This is a genomic window from Companilactobacillus muriivasis, assembly GCF_036246245.1.
Classification (GTDB): domain Bacteria; phylum Bacillota; class Bacilli; order Lactobacillales; family Lactobacillaceae; genus Companilactobacillus; species Companilactobacillus muriivasis.
Genome location: NZ_BTTQ01000001.1, coordinates 243602 through 265597, shown reverse-complemented (window position 1 = coordinate 265597; position 21996 = coordinate 243602). Strand labels below are relative to the sequence as shown.

Below are 21996 nucleotides of genomic sequence, written 5' to 3'. Positions count from 1 at the left end.
TCTAATCACTATTTTTAAATAAAAATTGCTCGGATACAACCCTTTATACAAAGAAAAGGTCGTTTAATTCAAAAAATGAATTAAGCGACCCTTCTCAAAAATAAATAAATTTATTAGTTATTCATTTGGTTCTTTACTTCTTCAGCGAAATCTTCTTGTTTCTTTTCGATTCCTTCACCGACTTCGTAACGAGCGTATGAAATTAGTTTACTGTTCTTTGATTCAACGAATTGTTGAACAGTCATATCTGAATCCTTAACAAATTCTTGGTCAGCCAAACTAATTTCTGACAAGTACTTGTTCAAACGGCCTTCAACGATTCTTGGAATGATCTTTTCAGGTTTACCTTCAGCTTTTGTTTCTTCAGTAAAGATAGCCTTTTCATGTTCAAGAACATCAGCAGGTACTTGATCACGATCCATGTACTTAGGGTTGATAGCAGCAACGTGCATAGCAACATCCTTAGCAGCATCTTCGTCTTTACCTTCAAGTGTAACAATAGCACCAATTAAGCCACCGTTATGTAGGTATGAACCGAATACTTGTGCATCAGTCTTATCAAGAACTTGGAAACGTCTCAAGCTAATCTTTTCACCGATAACAGCTGTTAAGCCAGTGATAGCGTCGTTAACTGAACCTTCGCCAAGACTTAAAGCTAATGCTTCGTCCATAGTCTTTGGTTCGTTTTCAACAATAGCCTTACCAATTGAGTTAACAAGATTGATAAACTTATCATTTGATGAAACAAAGTCAGTTTCTGAGTTAACTTCGATGATAGCAGCCTTGTTACCTGAAATTTCGATATGTGTTAAACCTTCAGCAGCAATGTTTCCACTCTTCTTAGCAGCTTTAGCAATACCTTTTTCTCTTAACAAGTCAACAGCTTTGTCCATGTCTCCATCAGCAGAAACCAATGCCTTTTTAGCATCCATCATACCAACGCTTGTCTTATCACGTAATTCTTTAACTTGAGCAGCAGTAATTTTAGCCATTCGTAAATCCTCCAGTCGTATAAATAAAGCCATCTTACTCAGATGACTCTATTTTACGGATATTATTTTAATTATTTGTTATCGTTATTGTTTGTTGCGTTTGCCAAATCTTCGATTGACTTGTCATCAGCAGCTTCTGTAGCATTATCAGCTTTTTTGTCTGCAAAGTCAGCATCTGAAACAGCTTCTTCACCTTGCTTACCTTCAACGATAGCGTCGGCCATCTTAGCAGTAATCAATCTTACGGCACGGATAGCATCATCGTTTGAAGGAATGATAACATCGATAGGATCTGGATCTGTGTTTGTATCAACCATAGCTACGATAGGAATGTTAAGTTTCTTTGCTTCGTTAACAGCAATGTTTTCCTTGTGAGGGTCAACGATGAACATAACATCAGGGATTCTTGGCATATCTTCGATACCACCAAGGAACTTCTCTAACTTAGCTTGTTGCTTTGTAAGTAAAGCAACTTCTTTCTTAGGTAGACGTTCAAAAGTACCATCAGTGGCCATAGCCTTGATTTCCTTTAATCTCTTGATACGTTTTTGGATTGTGTTCCAGTTAGTCAAAGTACCACCTAACCAACGGTGGTTAACGTAGTATTGACCGGCACGTGTAGCTTCTTCAGCAACAGCGTCTTGAGCTTGCTTCTTTGTACCAACGAATAAGAAAATTCCGTTGTCACCGGCAACAGCCTTCATATAATTGTAAGCATCGTCGATCATGCGAACAGTCTTTTGTAAATCAATGATGTAGATACCATTTCTTTGTGTAAAGATAAATGGCTTCATCTTTGGATTCCAACGTCTTGTTTGGTGACCGAAATGTACACCGGCTTCGAGCAATTGTTTCATAGAAATAACTGACATAAATAGTTCCTCCTGGTTTTTACCTCCACTCAAGTCATGTCTGACTGAAACGCTTGCGCGCACCATCAATCAAATCGTTGAGTGTGTGTATTCAATACAGGTAAATATTATATTGGAAAATACTCATTAAATCAAGTAGTCTTGCCAATTTATTCCGTTACTTTTTAATAAAGTGATTTTTTGTTGGCGACTAAGCTTCTTAATCGCAATCTCGCGCTTCAAAGCTTCAGACTTATTAGCCAACTCTTCGGAATACATTAATTTGACCGGACGCCTAACTTTAGTATATTTAGCACCCTTACCTGCATTGTGGGTCGCAACACGTTTTTCAACATTATTGCTGGTACCAGTATAAAAGGTTTTATCGTTGCAGAGCAACATATAAACGTAATATTTTTTATTTTCCATTGATAATTAAACTTGCCTCTTTACTTAACTGATGGTTCTCATCATAAATTACTAAATCTGGTTCAACACGTAATGATGACGCTTTGACAGTTTTAACAACATCCAGTAAAACTAGGTTGGCATCTTTGGTGGCAGTCGATCTGACAAAACGTATACGCTTGGGTTGCAATTTTTCTTGAGTCATAATACTGAATAATTCACTCAGACGTTCTGGTCGGTAAACGATAAACGCATGCGAATTTTCTTTTAACAGTATCTTAATAGTAGAAAGAATATCGGTAAGATCTGCTTTTAACTCATGACGAGCAATTGCCAAAACCGGATTATCTTTAATTACTGTTGAATCCGATAGCTTGAAATACGGCGGATTGCAGACAATTGTATCAATCGTATCGTGTGATAGATATTTCTGAACATTTTTTAAGTCATCATTAATTGAATGAACTTGTTGTTCCAAATGATTGTCCAAAATACTCTGCTGTGACAATTTGGCAAGTTCTGCTTGAATTTCCACAAGATAGATTTGGGCGTGGGTCTTTGCAGCTAATGACAAGCCAATTGCCCCATTTCCAGCACATAAATCCACGACTTTACCTTTTTTTACTGGTTTGGCGAAATTATAGAGTAAAATAGTATCAAGGTTAAATGAGTAGAGTTCTTTGTCTTGATTGATGATAATTCCACTGTTAGAAATTATATCTTGCGAATTAATCGACATATTGCACCTGCTTTATGTTATTTTAAATAAGTCAAAATTATTTTTGGGAGAATGATATTTCTATGTTTTATAAAGTTATCCGTGTTTTAGTGAGAGGTATAGTATTTTTACTAAACGGGCACTTCGATGTCGTTGGTAAAGAAAATTTACCAGATAAACCATATATTTTGGTTGCGCCCCATCGAACTTGGTGGGAGCCAATCTTCTTCGCGCTCGTCATTGCACCACGAGATGCAACTTTTATGGCTAAAAAAGAACTCTTTAAAAATCCAATTTTACGATATATTCTAGTTCACGCTCACGCATTTCCAGTTGATCGAGCCCATCCAGGTCCTTCAGCAATTAAAACTCCAGTTAAAGCTTTGAGAAAAGAAGGTCGAGTTTTAATTATGTTCCCTTCCGGTACTCGTTACTCAGAAGAACTCAAAGGTGGCGCTTCATTGATTGCCAAATTATCTAAGGCCCCATTAGTTCCATTCGTTTATCAAGGACCTTTAACTTTTGGCGGCTTGATGATGCATAAGCAAATCACTGTTGGCGTTGGTCCTGAAATCGACTTCGATTTTAAGGCTAAACTCAATGATGAACAGACCAAACAAGTTAATGAAGATATGGAACAAGCTTGGAAAGATATCGATAATGAAATTGATCCAAGTTTTGAATATATTCCACCAAAGAAAAAGTAGTTTTTTCCTTTTATCATTGGGTTTTAATTAAATATGCCGTCTACAGAGCTGGGAAATATTCTCAAGCTGTGCGGAACGGTCCGAGCCAAAATGCGGTCTCGAACCTCAGCACACAAATATTTCCCAGCTCTTCCGACTAATTAATAGCTATTAACTGAATACAAGAATATCCAATTAATTATTAACTAGCTCCATACATTAATACTAATTAAAATTCTAACAAATGTTTTAACCACAATTTATAGTAAATAATTATATACCAAAAATAGCCCCAGAATCTTGATAGATTCTGAGGCTATTATTTTATTCAAAATTCATTAGATTAAGCTTTAGAAAGTTAAATTGAATTCTTTCCGATATCGCGTCGATAGAAAATATTTTCTTGTTCCATCTTATCTAATTCACGGTAAATCTCTGTTTGAGCTTCTGACAGTGTTTGTGACTGTGTCTGCATCAAATATAAACGACCGCCATTACTAATCAGATGATGGTCCTCCTTGCGCACGCCGGCAAAATTTGTTGTCAGTGGGCAATTTCTGAAGTCGTCAGTACTGCCTAGGTCTCCAGAAACTTGTTTAGTTGGATAACCTTTGCTGACGGCGAAAACTCCAAGGTTTAAACCAGTCTTTTCCCATTCGATTTCGGCAATCTTTTTGTGATGGAGAATTTGGTCGATTATTTCTGATAAATCAGATTGTAATCTTGGCAAAACTACTTCAGTTTCAGGATCACCGAAACGAGCATTGAACTCAATTACTTTGATACCATTTTTTGTCAGGATCAAGCCTGCATAAATGATACCGGTATACTTGATACCTTGTGTATAAAGCTCTTTCACAAATGGCTTGATAACTGTTTCAATGGCTGTTTGTTCAATCTCAGTTGAAATATTAGCTACCGGACAAACTGCACCCATTCCACCTGTATTAGGTCCTTTATCATCTTCAAAAATCTTTTTATAATCTTGAGCTAATGGCATTGAGTAAAAACGCTTATGGTCTACAAACGCCATTAGTGAAAATTCTTCACCCTCTAAGAATTCTTCAATTACAACTTTGCGAGTATTGAATTTATGACCATCCAATAACTCTGACACTTTTTCAAGCGCGTCTGCTTGATCAGGTGAAATATAGACACCCTTACCAGCAGCTAAACCATCAGCTTTAATAACAATTGGAAACTCAGCATCAGTCTTCAAGAAATCTGTGGCTTTTTGTAAATCAGTAAATTCTTGATAACTAGCCGTTGCAATGCCAGCATCAGCCATTAATTTTTTAGTAAATGACTTTGAACCTTCAATTTGAGCAGCTTCTTTGGTTGGTCCAAAAACTAATAATTTACGACTCTTAAAGAAATCAGCAATTCCGTTAACCAATGGATCTTCTGGACCCACAATCGTATAGTCGATCTCATTTGTTTCCGCAAAATTTGCTAAATGGGAAAATTCATCTTCATCAATCGAAATTGTCTTGATACCATTCAATTTCATCCCATCATTACCGGGAGCACAAAAGACAACGTTCCTTGGATTCTTGAGTAGTGACTGACAAATGGCATCCTCACGTGCACCTGAACCGACTACGAGTATTTTCATTAAAAGACCTCTCTTCTAGTGTTTAAAGTGTCTTCTACCAGTGAAGACCATTGCAATTCCAAATTTATCAGCCATGTCGATTGAATCTTGATCCTTGATTGAACCACCTGGTTGAACAATTGCAGTGATGCCATGTTCAGCAGCGTATTGCACACAGTCGTCCATTGGGAAGAAAGCATCTGAAGCCATGATAAGCGGTGAATGTGTTTCAGCCTTTTCTTCTTGTTCGATAGCGATTTTAACTGAACCGATACGATTCATTTGACCAGCACCGATACCTAAAGTCTTGTCAGTTGTTGTAATAACAATGGCATTACTCTTAACATGCTTAACAACTTGTTGACCGAATAATAGAGCCTTCATTTCTTCGTCAGTTGGAGCTTTCTTAGTAACAACTTTGAATTCGTCCATTTGATCAACTGTTGTATCACGTTCTTGAACTAGCAAACCACCCATAACTGAAACGTATTCGTGTTTGTCAGCTGCTTGTGCTTGTGAAAAGTCGAGTGTCAATAGACGGATATTTTTCTTAGCTTCCAAGATTTCCAAAGCTTCATCAGTAAAACTAGGAGCAATAACGATTTCAAGGAAAATTTTATGCATTTCTTCAGCAATTTCTTTAGTAACTTCACGGTTAACCGCAACGATACCACCAAAAATTGACATTGTATCGGCTGTATAAGCTTTGTGCCAAGCTTTGTAGATACATTCGTCATCAACACCGACACCACACGGATTCATGTGCTTCAAAGCAGCAACACATGGTTGATCGAAGTCAGCGACAATTCTCAAGGCAGCATCCGCATCTTTGATATTGTTGAATGAAAGTTCCTTACCATGCAATTGTTTTGCGGAAGCGATTGAATAAGCTGAAGGCATTGCACTTTGATAGAAAGCAGCCTTTTGATGTGAATTTTCACCGTAACGTAATTCTTGATGATAATCGTAACCTAGCACTTCAACATCAGGGAATTCGTCGCCATTAAGGTCTGTCAAATAGTGAGCAATAATACTGTCATATTCAGCCGTGTGACGGAAAGCCTTAGCAGCCAAACGACGTCTGAGAATTGCATCATCTTCATCAGATTTGATGCTTTCCAAAACTGTTTCATAATCGCTAGCATCGATAACAACGTAAACGCTCTTAAAATTCTTTGAAGCAGAACGAATCATTGATGGACCACCGATATCAATTTGTTCGATTGCTTCGGCAGGTGTTACACCATCTTTAGAAATAGTTTCTTTAAATGGATATAAATTAACGCAGACAAGGTCGATAGTTTGAATATTGAGTTTTTCCAAAGTTTGCATGTGTTCTGGATTATCACGTTTTGCTAATAGTCCTGCATGAACCATTGGGTGCAATGTCTTAACACGGCCATCAAGAATTTCAGGGAACTTAGTTACTTCGTCAATTTCAGTAACTTTAACGCCGTTTTCTTGAAGTTTCTTGTATGTACCACCGGTTGAGATAATTTCAAAATCATTAGCAATTAAACCCTTAGCAAATTCAACAACACCTGTTTTATCTGAAACACTGATCAAAGCTCTTTTCATTTTTTATCTACCCCATTAGTTTTATTTAGTAAATCAAGAATTACTTGGCGATACATTTGATGCTCAGTTTGGTGAATCCTAGCTTCCAAACTCTCTTCAGTATCGTTGGTCAAACGGACAACTTTCTCTTGCTTGATAATTGGGCCCGTATCGACTCCTTCATCAATATAATGAATCGTTACCCCAGTCACTTCATCCCCAGCCTCAAAAGCTCGTTCAATCGCTTCTAGGCCAGAAAACTTAGGTAATAGTGACGGATGGATATTGATAATATGATTTGGATAAGCCGCCAACAAGACAGGTGTGACAACACGCATATAACCTGCTAATAAAATGTACTCAATTTGAAGTGGCTTTAATTTTTCGATAATAGCTTGTTCATACGCACCACGGTTTGGATAATCACTCAATTGATTAACGAAAACGGGGATATTATATTTTGCTGCTCGTTCAATCACGTGGGCTTTATTTTGATCACAAACGACCAATTCGATTTCCAAACCGGCGTTGCGTAATTCATCTGACTTGGCAATAGCTTCAAAGTTACTACCGTTTCCAGAGGCAAAAATTGCTACTCTCATAGCTGATCCCCTTTCAAAATCAAACTTTCTTCCGACTTAGGAACAACTTCCCCAATCGTATATGCAACCGTTTCTTTTTCATTCAACAACTCTAAAACTTCTAACTCTTTAGAAGAATCGACAGCAATTACCATTCCTAGACCCATGTTGAAAATATGATACATATCAGCAGTTTCTAGTTGACCGTACTTTTGCAATAAACCAAATATTGGTAACTTAGGCCAAATATCTACGTTAATTTCAGCAGCTAAATTGTCTGGTAACATCCGCGGAATATTCTCATAGAAACCACCACCTGTGATGTGTGAAATACCTTTAATCAAACGCTCATCAAGTAATGGCACAATATCTTGCACATAAATTTTAGTTGGTGTTAGTAGTAACTCACCTAAAGTTTTCTCGGTATATTCTGGCAAAACACTCTCAACAGTTAATTTATGATCTTGGAAGAAAATCTTACGAACTAGTGAATAACCATTAGAATGAATTCCACTAGACTTCAAACCAATCAAAACATTGCCAGCTTGAATATTTTCTTTCTTTAATAGATCATCTTTTTCACAGATACCGACCGAAAAACCAGCGATATCGTAATCTTTAGCATCATAAACTCCCGGCATTTCCGCAGTCTCGCCACCGATTAAATTAGCATTAGCCTGATCACAGCCGGCGATAACTCCCTTGAGAATTTCTTCAATTTTGTCATCAACCTTACCAGTTGAAATATAATCCAAGAAATATTGTGGAGTCGCCCCCTGAGCCAAAATGTCATTGACACACATAGCGACACAATCGATACCGATGGTATCCCACTTTTTAGCTTCAGTAGTTAACAATAATTTAGTTCCCACACCGTCATCACTCGAAACTAAAACGGGGTGCTTATAACCTTCAGGAATCTCATAGACGCCACCGAAATTACCAATATTACTGTTATGTGTATTCTGTTTCACAAATTTAGAAATTTTATAACCTGATTCGACGTTAACGCCCGCATCTTGATAGGGATTAGACATTGAATGCCTCCTTATTTTCTAGATTCATAATCGTAAAGATAAGTTGGATAGTCACCATTGAAATATGACATATCTAAACCTGAATATGGCGCATCAGACTTCAAACCAATTGCATCGATCAAGCCTTCTTCACTCAAGAATTTCAACGAATCAGATCCGAATATTTCATTCATTTCTGGAATCGATTTGTGAGCTGCAATTAACTCACTCTTTTCTTGAATATCAATGCCGTAGAAACAAGGATGCATAAATCTTGGTGATGCGATGCGCAAGTGTACTTCAGTAGCACCGGCATCTCTCAACAATTGCACGATGTAGGCACAAGTTGTTCCACGCACGATTGAATCATCAACTAAAATAACTCGTTTGCCTTGGACAACACCTTTAACGGCAGCCAATTTTTGACGAACACTCTTTTCACGTAATTCTTGAGTTGGCTGAATAAATTCACGGCCCATATATTGGTTCTTGATCAAGCCCATTTCATATGGCAAACCACTAGCTTCCGCATATCCACTGGCCGCAGATAATGATGAATTCGGTACACCAACAACAATATCGCCAGGCGCTGGAAACTCTTTAGCCAAGTTAGCACCCATACGTTTTCTAGCCGAGTGAACGTTAACTCCTAAAATATCTGAGTCCGGACGAGCAAAATAGATGAATTCCATTGAACAAATAGCCAATTTAGTATCAGTTGTCCATTGATCAATTTTCATTCCATCATTGTCAATCGTAATCAATTCCCCAGGTTGCACATTGCGAACTAATTTGGCTCCAACAGCATCCAAGGCACAAGTTTCACTGGCAACAACATAAGCTCCATTATCTAATTGACCGATTGAAAGTGGACGGAAACCATGAGAATCCAAAGCAACAATCATGGCATCTTTTGTTAAAAGTAAATAGGCAAAGCCACCTTGAATCTTGTTCAATGCTTCAACAATTTTTTCGTGGAAAGTTGGAGCGTTGGAAACTTTGATCAAGTGAACTAATACTTCGGAATCAGAACTAGATTTAAAGATATGACCTTTTTCTTCCAATTCCTTCTTCAAAGTCACAGCGTTAGTTAGGTTACCGTTGTGGGCCAAAGCAATTTGGCTATCTGTAAAATCGAATAAAAGTGGTTGCACATTCTCAATCTTATTTTCGCCGGCAGTCGAGTAACGAACGTGTCCAATTGCAGAATCACCGACTAAAGAATTCAAATATTCTGGTTTAGAAAAGACTTGTGTCAACAATCCTAAATTACGATAAGCACGAAGTTTTTTGCCATCATTAGCAACAATTCCGGCACCCTCTTGACCACGATGTTGCAGACTGTGGAGTCCTAAATACGTTAGATAATTAGCATTTTCAGCGCCCCATACACCAAAGACACCACATTCTTCATTTAAACTTCTTACTTCATTAGGCACGCAATGGCCTCCTTCCAGTTTTTACATGCTGTTGATCCGTTGATTTCAACCGATTCATCAGCTGTAGTAACTTTGAATTCTGGTGCAGCAGTAACTGTTCCCAAACATTCAATATCAGTAGCTACTAGTTCTTCAAAAACAGCTTGGTTCTCTGGAGTAACTGTAACTAAGAAACGTGATTGTGTTTCTGAGAACATCTGAGCTGAAGTTAAGTTTGTATTGATTTCAAAACCTAATTCATTGTCAAAAGCCGATTCCGACAAGGCAATGGCCAAACCACCTTCTGATAAATCGTGACAACTCTTAATTAATTTTTGAGAAATTGCTTGGCGAATAATATCTTGATGTAATTTTTCTTGATCTAAATCTAAATTACGCAAGTTTCCTTTTAATTTTCCTAATTGAGCCATTTGTAATTCTGATCCATTGAAATCATCTTGAGTTTGACCAACTACATAGATCAAATCTCCAGCATCTTTAAAGGCAACAGTTGTGACATTGTCGATATCGGAAATCAAGCCGACCATCCCAACCATTGGACTTGGATAGATTGCAACATCGTTATATTCGTTATAGAGCGAAACATTACCTGAAATTACTGGTGTATTGATCTTTTCACAGGCACTAGCAATTCCTTCAACACTCTTGTCCAGTTCCCAGAAAGCTTCCGGGTTTTCAGGGTTACCATAGTTCAAGCAGTCAGTAACCCCAATTGGTTCACCACCACTAGCAACAATATTTCTAGCTGCTTCCATGACGGCAATTTGACCACCAACATATGGATTTAAGTAAACATACTTTGAGTTGCTATCGTTAGTCATGGCGATGGCTTTTTTAGTACCACGGATTCTAACAACGCCGCTGTCGCTACCAGGACGAACCAATGTATTAGCTCTAACTTGTGAATCATAAGTTTGGTAAAAATGTTTTTTGCTAGCAATATTAGGTCGTTGCAACATTTCATTCCAAGTTTTTTCTAACGAATCAATTTCGGGAACAAATTGATAATCTTTGTCATCAATCATGCGTTGTGGTTGAGTTTCTTCACGGTCATATTCCGGAACATCTTCAGTCAAACTGTCGACAGGAATATCGGTCACCAATTCATCATGGTGATAAATCTTATATTGCTTATCCGTTGTAACTTGACCAATTACGACTGCATCAAGTTCAAAGTGCTTGAAGAAAGCCAACACATCCTCAACGAATTCTGGTTTAACGCAGAGAACCATTCGTTCTTGCGATTCAGATAGCATCATTTCGTAAGCGTTCATTTCAGTTTCGCGTTGTGGAACTTTATCCAAGTTCAACACGAGACCAGAACCAGCTTTTGAAGCCATTTCGGCAGTTGATGAAACTAATCCAGCAGCACCCATATCTTGAATACCTAAGATCCATTCAGGATGTTTTTCGATAATTTCAACACAGGCATCCATCAATAACTTTTCAATAAATGGATTACCAACTTGTACAGCTGAGCGTTGCTTATTCTTAGTATCAGTAAATTCATCAGAAGCAAATGTTGCGCCGTGGATACCGTCTCGACCGGTTTTAGCACCGACATAAACAATCAAATTCTTATCTCCACTGGCTGTACCATGTTTGAAGTCAGTGTTATTCAATAATCCGACACACATTGCATTGACAAGTGGATTGTGTTCGTAGCAATCTTCAAAAGCAATCTCACCACCAACTGTTGGCAAACCAATACAGTTACCATAGCCACCGATACCAGCAACAACTTCATTAACTAAATGTTTGGTTTGACCATCTTTTAGCGGTCCAAATTTCAAACTATTTAAAAGTGCAATTGGTTGAGCACCCATTGAAAAAATATCTCTAATAATTCCACCGACACCAGTTGCTGCACCTTGATAAGGCTCAACTGCTGAAGGATGATTGTGACTTTCAGCTTTGAAAACAACAGCCTGATTATCACCAATATCCAAGATTCCGGCATCTTCACCAGGACCTGCAATTACACGTTCACTCTTATTAGGCATCTTGCGGAGAACTTTTTTAGAATTCTTATAAGAACAATGTTCACTCCACATTACTGAATAAAGACCAGTCTCAGTGTAGTTTGGCAAACGTTTGAGAATTTTTGTGCTGATCAAATCATATTCGGAATCTGTTAGACCCCATTGTTGATAAATTTTTTCATCTTTAATTTGTTTTGCCGTAGGTTCAGTCATTAATTATTCACCTTTACTTGATAATTGATTATTGATTGAAATAGTTTCAGTCCATCGTCAGAACCGAGAATTTCTTCAATTGCACGTTCTGGGTGGGGCATCATGCCTAGGACATTCTTTTGTTTGTTAGTTACACCGGCGATACGTTCCACACTGCCGTTAACATTTTCAAGATATTGGAAAGCAATTTGATCATTAGCCCTCAATTCAGCTAAAGTCTTGTCATCACAGTAATAGCGACCTTCACCGTGTGCGATTGGAATATTGATAACTTCGTCTTTTTCATAGCCATTTGTAAAGGCAGTTTGATTATTGACAACTTTTAGAGCAACTGTTTCACAGATAAAGCGACCTTGCTCATTTTTAATCAAGGCACCCGGCAATAAACCAAGTTCGGTCAAAATTTGGAATCCATTACAAATCCCGAGGACAATTTTGCCTTCGTTAGCGAAACGAATAATTTCTTTGACAATCGGAGCATGAACGGCAATCGCACCACTGCGCAAGTAGTCACCATAAGAAAAGCCACCAGGAATCAACACGCCGTCAAAACCAGCTAAACTTTCTGCTCGATAGTCGACAAGTTCAACTTGTTGTTCAATACCATCACGAATGGCGTAGTACAGATCCATATCGCAGTTGGAGCCAGGAAAATTGATTACGGCAAACTTCATCTATTCTGCCTCCGTAATTTCATAACGATAAGTTTCAATATTGGGATTGGCTAAAAGATCATCACAGATGGAATCAACGTCTTTTTCTAAGTCAGCATAATCATCAGCAAACTTCAATTCGAAATATTTTCCCATGCCGACATTTTCAACTTTGTTGTAACCCATAGAATGGATAGCTGATTTAATAGCTTCACCTTGAGCGTCTAATACGGAATCCTTTAGAGTGACATACACTTTAACTAATTTCATAATTCTCTCCTATTTGTCTTGTAGTCGTTGTAAGACTGTTTGATAAGTTTCTACTAAATCGCCTTCGTGCTTGCGGAAAACATCTTTATCCATTGAATGATGATCATTCTTGTTCCAAATTCGGCAATTGTCTGGTGAAAATTCATCGACAAGGATAATTTCACCGTTATATTTACCAAATTCCAATTTGAAATCGACTAAATCAAAGTCGGCTTTAGCAAAGAACGGAATCAACAATTGATTGATTTTCAAAGTCTCTTGTTTGATATATTCAATGTCTTCTTTATCAGCAATACCTAAAGCATGGATTTGCGATTGATTAATTACGGGATCATCCAAGGCATCACTCTTGTAATAAAATTCAATAATTGGTTCTTTTAATTTTTGGCCTTCTTCAATTTGGAACTTACGTACCAACGATCCAGAGGTGATATTTCTCAAAACGACTTCCAATGGAAATACTTGAGTCTTCTTAACTAATTGTTCATGGTCAGAAAGGTTTTTAACTAAGTGTGTTTTGATACCATTTTCGATTAAATAATTAAAAACAATTTGTGAAATCTGGCAATCTAGAACACCTTTACCTGGTAAAATTTCTTTCTTCTTACCATTCAATGCTGTGGCTTGGTCTTTATAAACAATCAAAACTTCGTCGTCATTTTCTGCTTGGTAAACATTCTTAGCCTTACCTGTATAAAGCAACTTATCTTCTGTCATAAATTTACACATCCCAAATTGAATTATTTTCAATAACTTGTTTTGTAGCTTGTAAATCATCACTCAAAATCGTGATATGACCCATTTTGCGGTTATCCTTAACACTGTCCTTGCCATAATCGTGGAAATGCCATTCTGGATGTTCAGCTAATTCATTCTTAGCATTTTCCAAATGTTGTCCGAGCAAGTTGACCATTGCAGCAGGTTTCAACAATTCAATCTTGGGCATGGCTAAATTACAAACGCCACGGATATGAGCATCGAATTGTGAAATGTTGCAGGCTTCAATCGTCAAATGACCTGAATTATGTGGACGTGGAGCAATTTCATTAACGAAAACTTCGTCAGAGTCCGAAATGAAAAATTCGATACACATCGTTCCAACTAATTCGAGCTTATGAGCTAAGGTCTCACCAACTTGATAAATATGTTGTTCAGACTTTTCACTGATATCAGCTGGGCAAGTGCTAAGGTGCAAGATGTTGTGACGGTGAACATTTTCAATAACGGGAAAGATTGAGGTTTCACCACGACTGTTAGCAGAAACGATAACTGAAACTTCTTTTTTCAGATTGATCTTCTTTTCCAACATACATGGACCGTGCATCAATAACTTTTCAACGTCGGCGTAACAAACTTTTTCAGGATTCTCAATTAAAATCTGGCCTTTACCGTCATATCCACCACGAATTGTCTTCAAGATTACCGGAGCACCTAATTTTTCAACTCCACGATGATATTCAAATATATTAGTAATTTCAATATGTGGTACAACTTTGAAACCACTGTCTTCGATAAAGTTCTTTTCAGACACACGATTCTGAGTCGCTTTCAAAGCCTTAGTACCTTGTGGAACTTGGGTATATTTCTTAACTTCATTGATAGCATCCGCATCGACATTTTCAAATTCATAAGTCAAAACATCACATTGCTTAGCTAACTCAATTAATTTATCAAGATCATCGTATTCAGCGACAATTTGACCATCTGATACTTGGGCAGCAGAACAATTCTCTTGCGGATCCAAAATGATAACTTTATAACCCATCTCTTTAGCTGAAAATGACATCATCTGGCCTAATTGACCACCACCGATAATGCCGATTGTTGCTCCTGGCAGTAACGTTTTATCCAAGGTCTTTCCCACTTTCTACTGACTTATCGTGCATCGCTTGAACATATGCTGATAAATTATTTTGATAAGTTGGATTATTTAAAGCACAAATTTTTATAGCTAGAATAGCTGCATTTTTTGCACCAGCCTCACCGATTGAAACTGTCGCAACCGGTACACCAGCTGGCATTTGAACAATTGACAACAACGAATCCATTCCCTTTAAATACTTGGAAGGAACGGGAACACCGATGACTGGTAAAGTTGTTGAAGAGGCAATCATTCCTGGTAAATGAGCTGCACCTCCAGCTCCAGCTATGATAACTTGATAATTTTCATGTGCATGATTGGCGAAATCTAGCATCTCATGTGGCATCCGATGTGCCGAAATTACTTTCGTTTCAAAACTAACTCCCAGTTCATTCAAAACATCAATTGTGTTCTGCATGATCTTCAAATCAGAAATTGAACCCATAACTATTGCTACGTCGTGCATTACTTTTTCCACCTTTCTTGCTTTGGTATCCAAAGTTTATCAGGGATTGAAACTTCTTTCAATGATAAATACGCATTTTATTCATTTATTTTTGTCTATTGTTCGTATTTACCGTTTACATTTTGTATTTAATAATTATAAAAATATTAATAGTTCGTGTTTAGCTATCATTTTATTTTTTTAGACAAAAAAATAGGCGATACACATATAAATATATGTATATCGCCTAAATGACATAACTATTTGTTATTCTTTTGTGAATTCTTCATAGTATTCATTAATTGATTAAGCTTCTTTTGTGAAGGTTTTTGACCCATTTGCGCCATCATTTGTCTGATCATATCAGCACTGATTGGTGGATTGTCTTGGAAGTATTTCTTCATATACCATCTGGCAACGAAGAAACCACCAACTAATCCAACTAGCAAAGCTATAACGCCAACAACTATTGTGATTCCCATTTATGTTCTCACCCTTTCCATACAACTATTAATATTACAAAAAAAGTTAGACAATTGAAAGTCTAATCGTCACGTAATCCTTTTTTCCGTTGAATTTCTCGAACTTTTTCAGGAGTTACTTCATTTCCTGCTTTATCATAGACCTGTGTCATCTCTAATTGGGACTTAAATGCGGCACGGAAGTTCTTCAAGTATTCTTTACGTAATTGTGCCTGTTGATCTTCTTCTTCCTTAGTAATAGTACCGTTTTTAGCCTTATGAGCTAGTTCGTTAATTTTCTTGAGCAATTCTTCTTGTTCGTTCATTATTCCAATTCCCCTCGATACAATCGAACACTTGTTTGAAGTTGTATTCAAATTTTGATACAATCTATTTAAGATATTAACAATGAGGTGTTCTAATGTCAAAAGCTGAAGGCTCTAAACAGTCACAAATTTTACAATGTATTTATGATTATTTAGATGAACATGGATATCCGCCAACTGTTAGAGAAATTTGCGAAGCCGTAGATCTCTCTTCAACGTCAACGGTTCATGGTCACCTATCTCGTCTTGAGAAAAAAGGATTTATCCAAAGAGACCCTACAAAGCCCCGTGCTATTGAGCTTACTGGTGCTGGTCTTAATTCAATTGGTATCAAATCCAAACAAATTCCTATTTTAGGTGCCGTTGCTGCCGGTCAACCTATTACTGCTGAAAGAAATCCTGATGGATATTTCCCAATCCCACCTGACCTTACTCGTGAGTCTGGTGAATTATTTATGTTGGAAATTCACGGCGAAAGTATGATCAATGCCGGAATTTTTGATGGCGACCATGTTATTGTACACGAACAAAATTTTGCTAATAACGGTGAAATTATTATTGCCATGACTGAAGATATTGAAACTACATGTAAGAGATTCTATCAAGAAAATGGACATTACCGCCTACAACCTGAAAACGATACAATGGATCCAATTATTTTGGACAATGTTGAAATCATTGGTAAAGTTGTTGGATTATATCGTTCACAAATATTTTAAAAGGAAACCACTCGAATAAGGGTGGTTTTTTTGTTTTGCCGTCTCCAGGACTGAGAACATTCACCTGCTATGCGGACCGGCCCGAGCCACAGTACGGTCTCGAGCCTCGGTTTGAAGCCTTACCAAAACCCGGTAAGTCTCCAAACACGTCCGGTGGTGTAATGGCTGAAGCCATAACGCCACACCCACAGCTGGTGAATGTTCCCAGTCCTTCCGACTCTTTTATTGCTTATTATATAAACAATCATATTTAATAAATTGTAACTATAACCATTACTTATGTTTAATCACTCTTACCTTATAAACTTCCTTAATACTTTCCAACGCTGTTATTAAAGCATCTTGGTCCTTACCTTGCAAATCATCAACATCAATAATCGTATACGCGACTTTTTCTTTAGCGGCATTCGCCATATTTTCGATATTGATTTCTCGATTGGCAATTTGAGTACTGATTTGTCCGACCATGTTAGGAACATTTTGGTGAATTACGGTCACTCGGTACGCTGTTTCAAATGGTACTTGCATATTTGGTAAATTCACACAATGTGTTGTATCGCCTTCTTCAAGGTAATTCATCACGGTAGTAGCTCCCTGAACAGCTCCGTTTGTTTCCGCTTCTAACGTTGAGCCTCCAATATGGGGTGTGATTGTAATTCTTTTTTGATCAGCAATGATTGGCTCGCCAAAATCTGTACAGTAATGGCTGATTTTTTGACTGCGAATTGCTTTAACGGCTGCTTTATTATCGACAATGCCGATTCTTGAATAATTTAATAACACGGCACCATCTTTCATCTCAGTAATTTCTTTCGTACCTAACAAACCTATTGTTTCATTATTCTTAGGTACATGGACGGTGACAAAATCAGCACTCTTCACAGCATTTTTGATTGAATCCACTCTTTTAACGCGATTATTGATTCTCCATGCCGCATTGGCTGACAAATATGGATCATAACCAATTACTTTCATTCCTAACGCCAAGGCAGCGTTGGCAACTAATGAACCAACATTTCCTAAACCGATAACTGCTAAGCGTTTGCCTGCTAATTCAGTACCATTGAACTTAGTTTTATCCTTTTCAGTTCGTTGAGAAACATCAGCTTCGGTATGTTCGTCTGAATAATTATGAGCTTCAAAAAGATTTCTAGCTGTCGCAATCATTAATGAAATAACTAATTCTTTAACAGCGTTGGCATTACTTCCGGGAGTATTAAAAACGGCGATTCCTTGAGCTGTTGCGCGACCTAGTGGCACATTGTTGACCCCTGCTCCAGCACGGACGATAGCTTTCAAACTATCTGGCAAATCAGCTTGTAACAAATTTACCGAACGAATCAAGTATGCATCTGGTTCATCTGTTTGGTTAATTCCAAAATCAGTGGTAAAGGTATCTAAACCTGCCTGTGCGATTGCATTAAAAGTTTTTACTTCATACATTAGTGGAGCCCCCTGTAATCTTTTTCAAATTTAGTTAGAAAGTCGACCAATTTTTCGACTCCTTCATATGGCATTGCATTGTACAAACTGGCACGCATACCACCAACAGAACGATGACCTTTAATATTAACTAGACCATTGTCAGCTGCTTGAGCAACTAATTGCTGGTCAATTTCTGAGTTGCCTGTCACAAATACAACATTAGTTAATGAACGGTCAGCTTTGACAACTGGTGCTGTGAATAAATCTGAGTTATCTAGAAAATCATATAATAGTCCCGATTTTCGACGGTTGCGTCGTTCCATTTCAGCAATTCCACCTTGATTTTTTAACCATTGCAGAACTAGACCAGCTGCATAAATAGCAAAAACTGGTGGTGTATTAAACATTGATTCTTTATTAGCAAATAATTGATAATCAACCATGCTTGGCAAGTTTGGCACCTTACCAATTAAATCATTACGAACGATAACTACTGTTAATCCAGCAATTCCTAAGTTCTTTTGAGCGCCTGCCATGATGGCACCAAACTTTTTAACATCGTATGCTTGTCCCATGAAATTAGATGACATATCTCCCACCAACTCAGTCGTACCGGTTTCCGGTAACTTCGTATAAGCGGTACCTTCAATCGTATTGTTAGTAGTGATGTGCAAATAGTCGTAAGTATCGGCTGGCAAACTCTCCAAAATTGGCAATTTCGTATAATGGTTCGCTTTAGTTGAATCCAAAACATCGACTTTAACTCCGACTCTCTTGGCCTCGTCACCAGCTCGATCAGCCCAGTGACCACTGTCTAATAAGGCAATTCTGTGATATTCGTTAGCCAAATTAAGTGGTGCAGCATTGAATTGTAATGTACAACCACCTTGGAAAAACAAAACTTGATAATCATCAGGGATCTTTAATAAATCACGCATATCTTGTTGTGCTTTTTGAAAAACATCTTCAAACAGAGCGGAACGATGAGAAATTTCCATAATACTCATGCCTGAATCGTTATATGAAGGTAAATCGGCCTTAATTTGTTGAATAACTTCGGCTGGCATTGTTGCTGGACCAGCTGCAAAATTGTAAATTGTCATATCTATTCCACTCCTTGAATTTTAAAATTAGATAAAAAAATCCCCACAGATTAGAGTCTGTGAGGAGTCAAATTTTCTAAGAATTAAGCGACCTCACAGATGTAATTGTTTTACATACATGAGGGTTGTTTACTAAGCGCACTAGTTAATAAGCCTACATGTATTGTATGTAGACTTGGAGGAGACTGTTAAAATGTTAAGATTTAATGTTCTCATATTAAAATGCCTCCAATTAACTTAAAATTACTTTAACATTTATATTTTAATTGTCAACCGGATATTGTACAATTTTTTGCATACAATTAGTTTCTAACCGTCTCCAGGTATTAGAATATTCACCTGCTATGCGGACCGGCCCGAGCCACAGTACGGTCTCGAACCTCGGTTTGAAGCCTTACCAAAGACCGGTAAGTCTCCAAACACGCCCGGTGGCGTAACAGCTAAAGCTGTAACGCCACACCCACAGCTGGTGAATATTCTAATCCCTTCCGACTAATTTATCTTTAACTATTACGTTTCAGACTTTTTATTTCTTAATCAACAAACCGAATACAATATTTTCGATAATAAAAAATCACAGAACAACAAAGGAGCTTTTTTATGACTGAATTTTACTTTATAAGACACGGGCAAACCACCGCTAACGTGATGAAAATGAAACAAGGTACGATTAACACTGAAATGACTTATTTAAACGACAACGGTCAGAAACAAGCTCATGATTTGGCTGATAATTTTGATATTAGCTTTGCTGACCGGATCATTTGTAGTCCTTTGGAACGTACTAAACAAACGGCTGCTATCTTAAATGAAAAAGCTCAATTGCCAATTTCTTATGACAAACGTTTGATGGAAATTTCTTACGGCGAGTGGGACGGTCATCAAAACGCTGAATTGCGTAAACTTCATCCTGACGCTTACAATAGTTATCTCAATGACGTACTACCGCTTTATGTTAAATATGCTCCAAGTGGTGAAACTTTTGAGGATGTTATCAATCGTGTACACGAATTCATTATGGACGCGATGAAAAAATATCCTGATGACAAAATTATCTGTGTGACTCATGGTTTTACAGTTAAAGCTGTTGCCTTAGATGTTCTGAAGCCTCAAGATCCAATGACTTTGCCAGAGCCAAGAAATACTAGTGTTACCAAAGTAATTGCGTTACCTGATACCAATGAATCTTATCTCGAATATTACAATCAAGCTTTCAACTAAAAAACTCACAATCATTAGTTTAACAACTACGGATTGTGAGTTTTTTACGTAATTTTATTTAAATACTCGTACTCCAAATGATGGTCTGAAACTTGAAGAAATACGGTCGATTTTAACATTGGTACCTGGGCGTAAAGCATTCAAATATTGATTATTGCCCAAATATAATGCCACATGATAACTGGCACCTGATGGTCCCCAGAATACTAGGTCGCCACGTTGCAATTGATTAATTGAGACTTTAGTACCTGCCGTTTCTTGTGGGACTGTCCATGAACCAATATTCTGACCAGTTGCTTGTCTGAAGACGTATTGCATCAAACCTGAACAGTCAAAACCGGCTGGTCCCTTGGCATTCCATACATAAGGTTTACCAAGTTGTTGCTTAGCTGCAGAAACTACAGCGTCGATAGTTTGTTGCTTAGTTTTACCATTCAAAACTACTGGTGAACGATAATTTGTCATTTCTGTCACAACTGTTGAAGGAATCCAACCGCCGTTACTCAATTCATACCAGATAACATTGCCCGTCTGCTCGGTTGAAGCCACTTGTAACAACGTTCCAGCTGCAGAGGACTCTTTAACGCCAGACTTATAATTGCTGTCATTATAAACAGATGCTTTTTGATTTACTTTGACGACTGCAAAGTTAGGATCCCAGTTTTGCGCTGCACTAGTATCAAAAACTTGGTTAGTAATTTTAGTATAAGTTCCTTCAATCCATTGATTATTGCCAATCATATACCAAGCATCCCCGTTGGCATCAATAACTTTCTGAGAAAAGTTCCATTCGGACCCATTGGTTAATTTTTGGCCGGTAGCAACTTTATGCGTACCATAACCAGTCCACAAATTGATTCCACTTGCTGGAGCGTAACTGATTTTGGCAACTCCAGAATTATTAATGAAATTCGAAGTTGAGGCATCATCGCTGTTGATCCAACCATCGGCGGTAACTTGATACCAAGTTTTACCATTAGCATTGTCGACTTTACTGTATTGCCATGCGCTACGTGCAGCTAGTTTAGTACCAGTTGACTTGTAATTTCCTGCATCGTAACCATACATCAAAGCACCATTTGAGCCTGTTCTAACAATTCCATTTTCGGCCTTACCATGTTGAACTGAAACATCACTAGTTTTGACGAATTCATGTGTTGCCACTCGATAAAAACTACCTTGATCACCAATTTGAATCTGTTGGTCATAGACCCAAGCAGTTTTAGGACCTAACGCACGGTCCTTAACAAGCTTTCCTTGTTCATTATAAAGAAATGTCATTTTGGTTGTGTTGACAATTCCCTTGCTAGCAGCATCTACATCCAGCTGGTTACTATTGAATAGCAAACCGCCAGTCATCCCTGTCGCTATTAAAAAAGCAGTTATTACTTTCTTAGACATTATTTGTTCTCCCCTTAACGTAACATTGGAATCCTTAATTCCACATTGCACTTAATCAGATTAGCACCAATTTA

General features: G+C 37.7%; 23 protein-coding genes. 3 read left to right on the top strand and 20 right to left on the bottom strand.

The window, feature by feature from the left end; translation table 11 throughout:
- Nucleotides 1–113: 113 nt before the first annotated feature.
- The 4 genes from tsf to AAA923_RS01375 form a co-directional block, all read right to left on the bottom strand.
- Entirely contained in the window at nucleotides 114–992 is an 879-nt protein-coding gene (tsf, locus tag AAA923_RS01390) for a translation elongation factor Ts (protein ID WP_338214140.1), read from the bottom strand.
- Nucleotides 993–1063: 71 nt separating this feature from the next.
- Nucleotides 1064–1864, bottom strand: coding sequence for a 30S ribosomal protein S2 (gene rpsB, locus AAA923_RS01385; RefSeq protein ID WP_338214138.1), 801 nt, complete (start codon nucleotides 1862–1864; stop codon nucleotides 1064–1066).
- A 126-nt stretch (nucleotides 1865–1990) separates the two neighbouring features.
- Nucleotides 1991–2272 (bottom strand): GIY-YIG nuclease family protein, encoded by a 282-nt coding sequence (locus AAA923_RS01380; protein ID WP_338214135.1) that lies wholly within the window; start codon nucleotides 2270–2272, stop codon nucleotides 1991–1993.
- On the bottom strand, nucleotides 2262–2990 hold the full coding sequence (locus AAA923_RS01375) for a tRNA1(Val) (adenine(37)-N6)-methyltransferase (RefSeq protein WP_338214133.1): 729 nt from the start codon (nucleotides 2988–2990) through the stop codon (nucleotides 2262–2264). Before AAA923_RS01375 ends, AAA923_RS01380 begins: the two co-directional genes overlap by 11 nt.
- Before the next feature lie 62 nt (nucleotides 2991–3052).
- Here AAA923_RS01375 and AAA923_RS01370 point away from each other — a divergent pair, with 62 nt between their 5' ends.
- Nucleotides 3053–3676: a lysophospholipid acyltransferase family protein gene (locus AAA923_RS01370; protein WP_338214132.1), complete on the top strand. Its 624-nt coding sequence runs from the start codon at nucleotides 3053–3055 to the stop codon at nucleotides 3674–3676.
- A gap of 337 nt (nucleotides 3677–4013) precedes the next feature.
- Here the strand turns inward: AAA923_RS01370 and purD are convergent, their stop codons facing one another.
- From purD to AAA923_RS01305, 13 genes are all read right to left on the bottom strand, one after another.
- The gene (purD, locus tag AAA923_RS01365; protein ID WP_338214130.1) at nucleotides 4014–5270 is read right to left on the bottom strand and encodes a phosphoribosylamine--glycine ligase; all 1257 of its coding nucleotides are present in this window, start codon (nucleotides 5268–5270) and stop codon (nucleotides 4014–4016) included.
- Nucleotides 5271–5285: 15 nt separating this feature from the next.
- Nucleotides 5286–6827 (bottom strand): bifunctional phosphoribosylaminoimidazolecarboxamide formyltransferase/IMP cyclohydrolase, encoded by a 1542-nt coding sequence (gene purH, locus AAA923_RS01360; protein WP_338214129.1) that lies wholly within the window; start codon nucleotides 6825–6827, stop codon nucleotides 5286–5288.
- A complete protein-coding gene (gene purN, locus AAA923_RS01355) occupies nucleotides 6824–7408 on the bottom strand; it encodes a phosphoribosylglycinamide formyltransferase (protein WP_338214127.1) in 585 nt (194 codons plus the stop codon). The genes purH and purN overlap by 4 nt, the downstream gene beginning before the upstream one ends.
- A complete protein-coding gene (gene purM / locus AAA923_RS01350; protein WP_338214125.1) occupies nucleotides 7405–8424 on the bottom strand; it encodes a phosphoribosylformylglycinamidine cyclo-ligase in 1020 nt (339 codons plus the stop codon). The genes purN and purM overlap by 4 nt, the downstream gene beginning before the upstream one ends.
- A gap of 11 nt (nucleotides 8425–8435) precedes the next feature.
- A complete protein-coding gene (gene purF / locus AAA923_RS01345; protein ID WP_338214123.1) occupies nucleotides 8436–9842 on the bottom strand; it encodes an amidophosphoribosyltransferase in 1407 nt (468 codons plus the stop codon).
- Nucleotides 9827–12037, bottom strand: a complete 2211-nt coding sequence (gene purL, locus AAA923_RS01340) for a phosphoribosylformylglycinamidine synthase subunit PurL (protein ID WP_338214121.1) — start codon at nucleotides 12035–12037, stop codon at nucleotides 9827–9829. Before purL ends, purF begins: the two co-directional genes overlap by 16 nt.
- On the bottom strand, nucleotides 12037–12711 hold the full coding sequence (purQ, locus tag AAA923_RS01335) for a phosphoribosylformylglycinamidine synthase subunit PurQ (protein ID WP_338214119.1): 675 nt from the start codon (nucleotides 12709–12711) through the stop codon (nucleotides 12037–12039). The genes purL and purQ overlap by 1 nt, the downstream gene beginning before the upstream one ends.
- Nucleotides 12712–12960: a phosphoribosylformylglycinamidine synthase subunit PurS gene (purS, locus tag AAA923_RS01330; protein ID WP_338214117.1), complete on the bottom strand. Its 249-nt coding sequence runs from the start codon at nucleotides 12958–12960 to the stop codon at nucleotides 12712–12714.
- 9 nt (nucleotides 12961–12969) lie between these two features.
- Nucleotides 12970–13677, bottom strand: a complete 708-nt coding sequence (gene purC, locus AAA923_RS01325; protein ID WP_338214115.1) for a phosphoribosylaminoimidazolesuccinocarboxamide synthase — start codon at nucleotides 13675–13677, stop codon at nucleotides 12970–12972.
- 4 nt (nucleotides 13678–13681) lie between these two features.
- A complete protein-coding gene (gene purK / locus AAA923_RS01320) occupies nucleotides 13682–14812 on the bottom strand; it encodes a 5-(carboxyamino)imidazole ribonucleotide synthase (protein ID WP_338214113.1) in 1131 nt (376 codons plus the stop codon).
- Entirely contained in the window at nucleotides 14805–15287 is a 483-nt protein-coding gene (gene purE, locus AAA923_RS01315) for a 5-(carboxyamino)imidazole ribonucleotide mutase (RefSeq protein ID WP_338214111.1), read from the bottom strand. The genes purK and purE overlap by 8 nt, the downstream gene beginning before the upstream one ends.
- Nucleotides 15288–15526: 239 nt before the next feature.
- Nucleotides 15527–15748 carry a YneF family protein gene (locus AAA923_RS01310; RefSeq protein WP_338214109.1) on the bottom strand — a complete coding sequence of 74 codons (222 nt, stop codon included), beginning with the start codon at nucleotides 15746–15748 and terminating at the stop codon, nucleotides 15527–15529.
- 62 nt (nucleotides 15749–15810) lie between these two features.
- Nucleotides 15811–16053, bottom strand: a complete 243-nt coding sequence (locus tag AAA923_RS01305; protein WP_338214108.1) for a DUF896 domain-containing protein — start codon at nucleotides 16051–16053, stop codon at nucleotides 15811–15813.
- Between the two features lie 95 nt (nucleotides 16054–16148).
- Here AAA923_RS01305 and lexA point away from each other — a divergent pair, with 95 nt between their 5' ends.
- Complete coding sequence (lexA, locus tag AAA923_RS01300) at nucleotides 16149–16772, top strand: transcriptional repressor LexA (RefSeq protein ID WP_338214106.1); 624 nt, start codon at nucleotides 16149–16151, stop codon at nucleotides 16770–16772.
- Nucleotides 16773–17045: 273 nt separating this feature from the next.
- On the opposite strand, the gene AAA923_RS01295 is transcribed toward lexA, so the two are convergent.
- Both AAA923_RS01295 and serC read right to left on the bottom strand, forming a co-directional pair.
- Complete coding sequence (locus tag AAA923_RS01295) at nucleotides 17046–18215, bottom strand: phosphoglycerate dehydrogenase (RefSeq protein ID WP_338214104.1); 1170 nt, start codon at nucleotides 18213–18215, stop codon at nucleotides 17046–17048.
- Complete coding sequence (gene serC, locus AAA923_RS01290) at nucleotides 18215–19300, bottom strand: 3-phosphoserine/phosphohydroxythreonine transaminase (protein ID WP_338214103.1); 1086 nt, start codon at nucleotides 19298–19300, stop codon at nucleotides 18215–18217. The genes AAA923_RS01295 and serC overlap by 1 nt, the downstream gene beginning before the upstream one ends.
- 600 nt (nucleotides 19301–19900) lie before the next feature.
- On the opposite strand from serC, the gene AAA923_RS01285 reads away from it, so the two are divergent.
- Nucleotides 19901–20521: a histidine phosphatase family protein gene (locus AAA923_RS01285; protein ID WP_338214101.1), complete on the top strand. Its 621-nt coding sequence runs from the start codon at nucleotides 19901–19903 to the stop codon at nucleotides 20519–20521.
- A gap of 54 nt (nucleotides 20522–20575) precedes the next feature.
- Here AAA923_RS01285 and AAA923_RS01280 read toward each other — a convergent pair whose 3' ends face one another.
- Nucleotides 20576–21922, bottom strand: coding sequence for a C40 family peptidase (locus AAA923_RS01280; protein WP_338214099.1), 1347 nt, complete (start codon nucleotides 21920–21922; stop codon nucleotides 20576–20578).
- Nucleotides 21923–21996 lie beyond the last annotated feature (74 nt).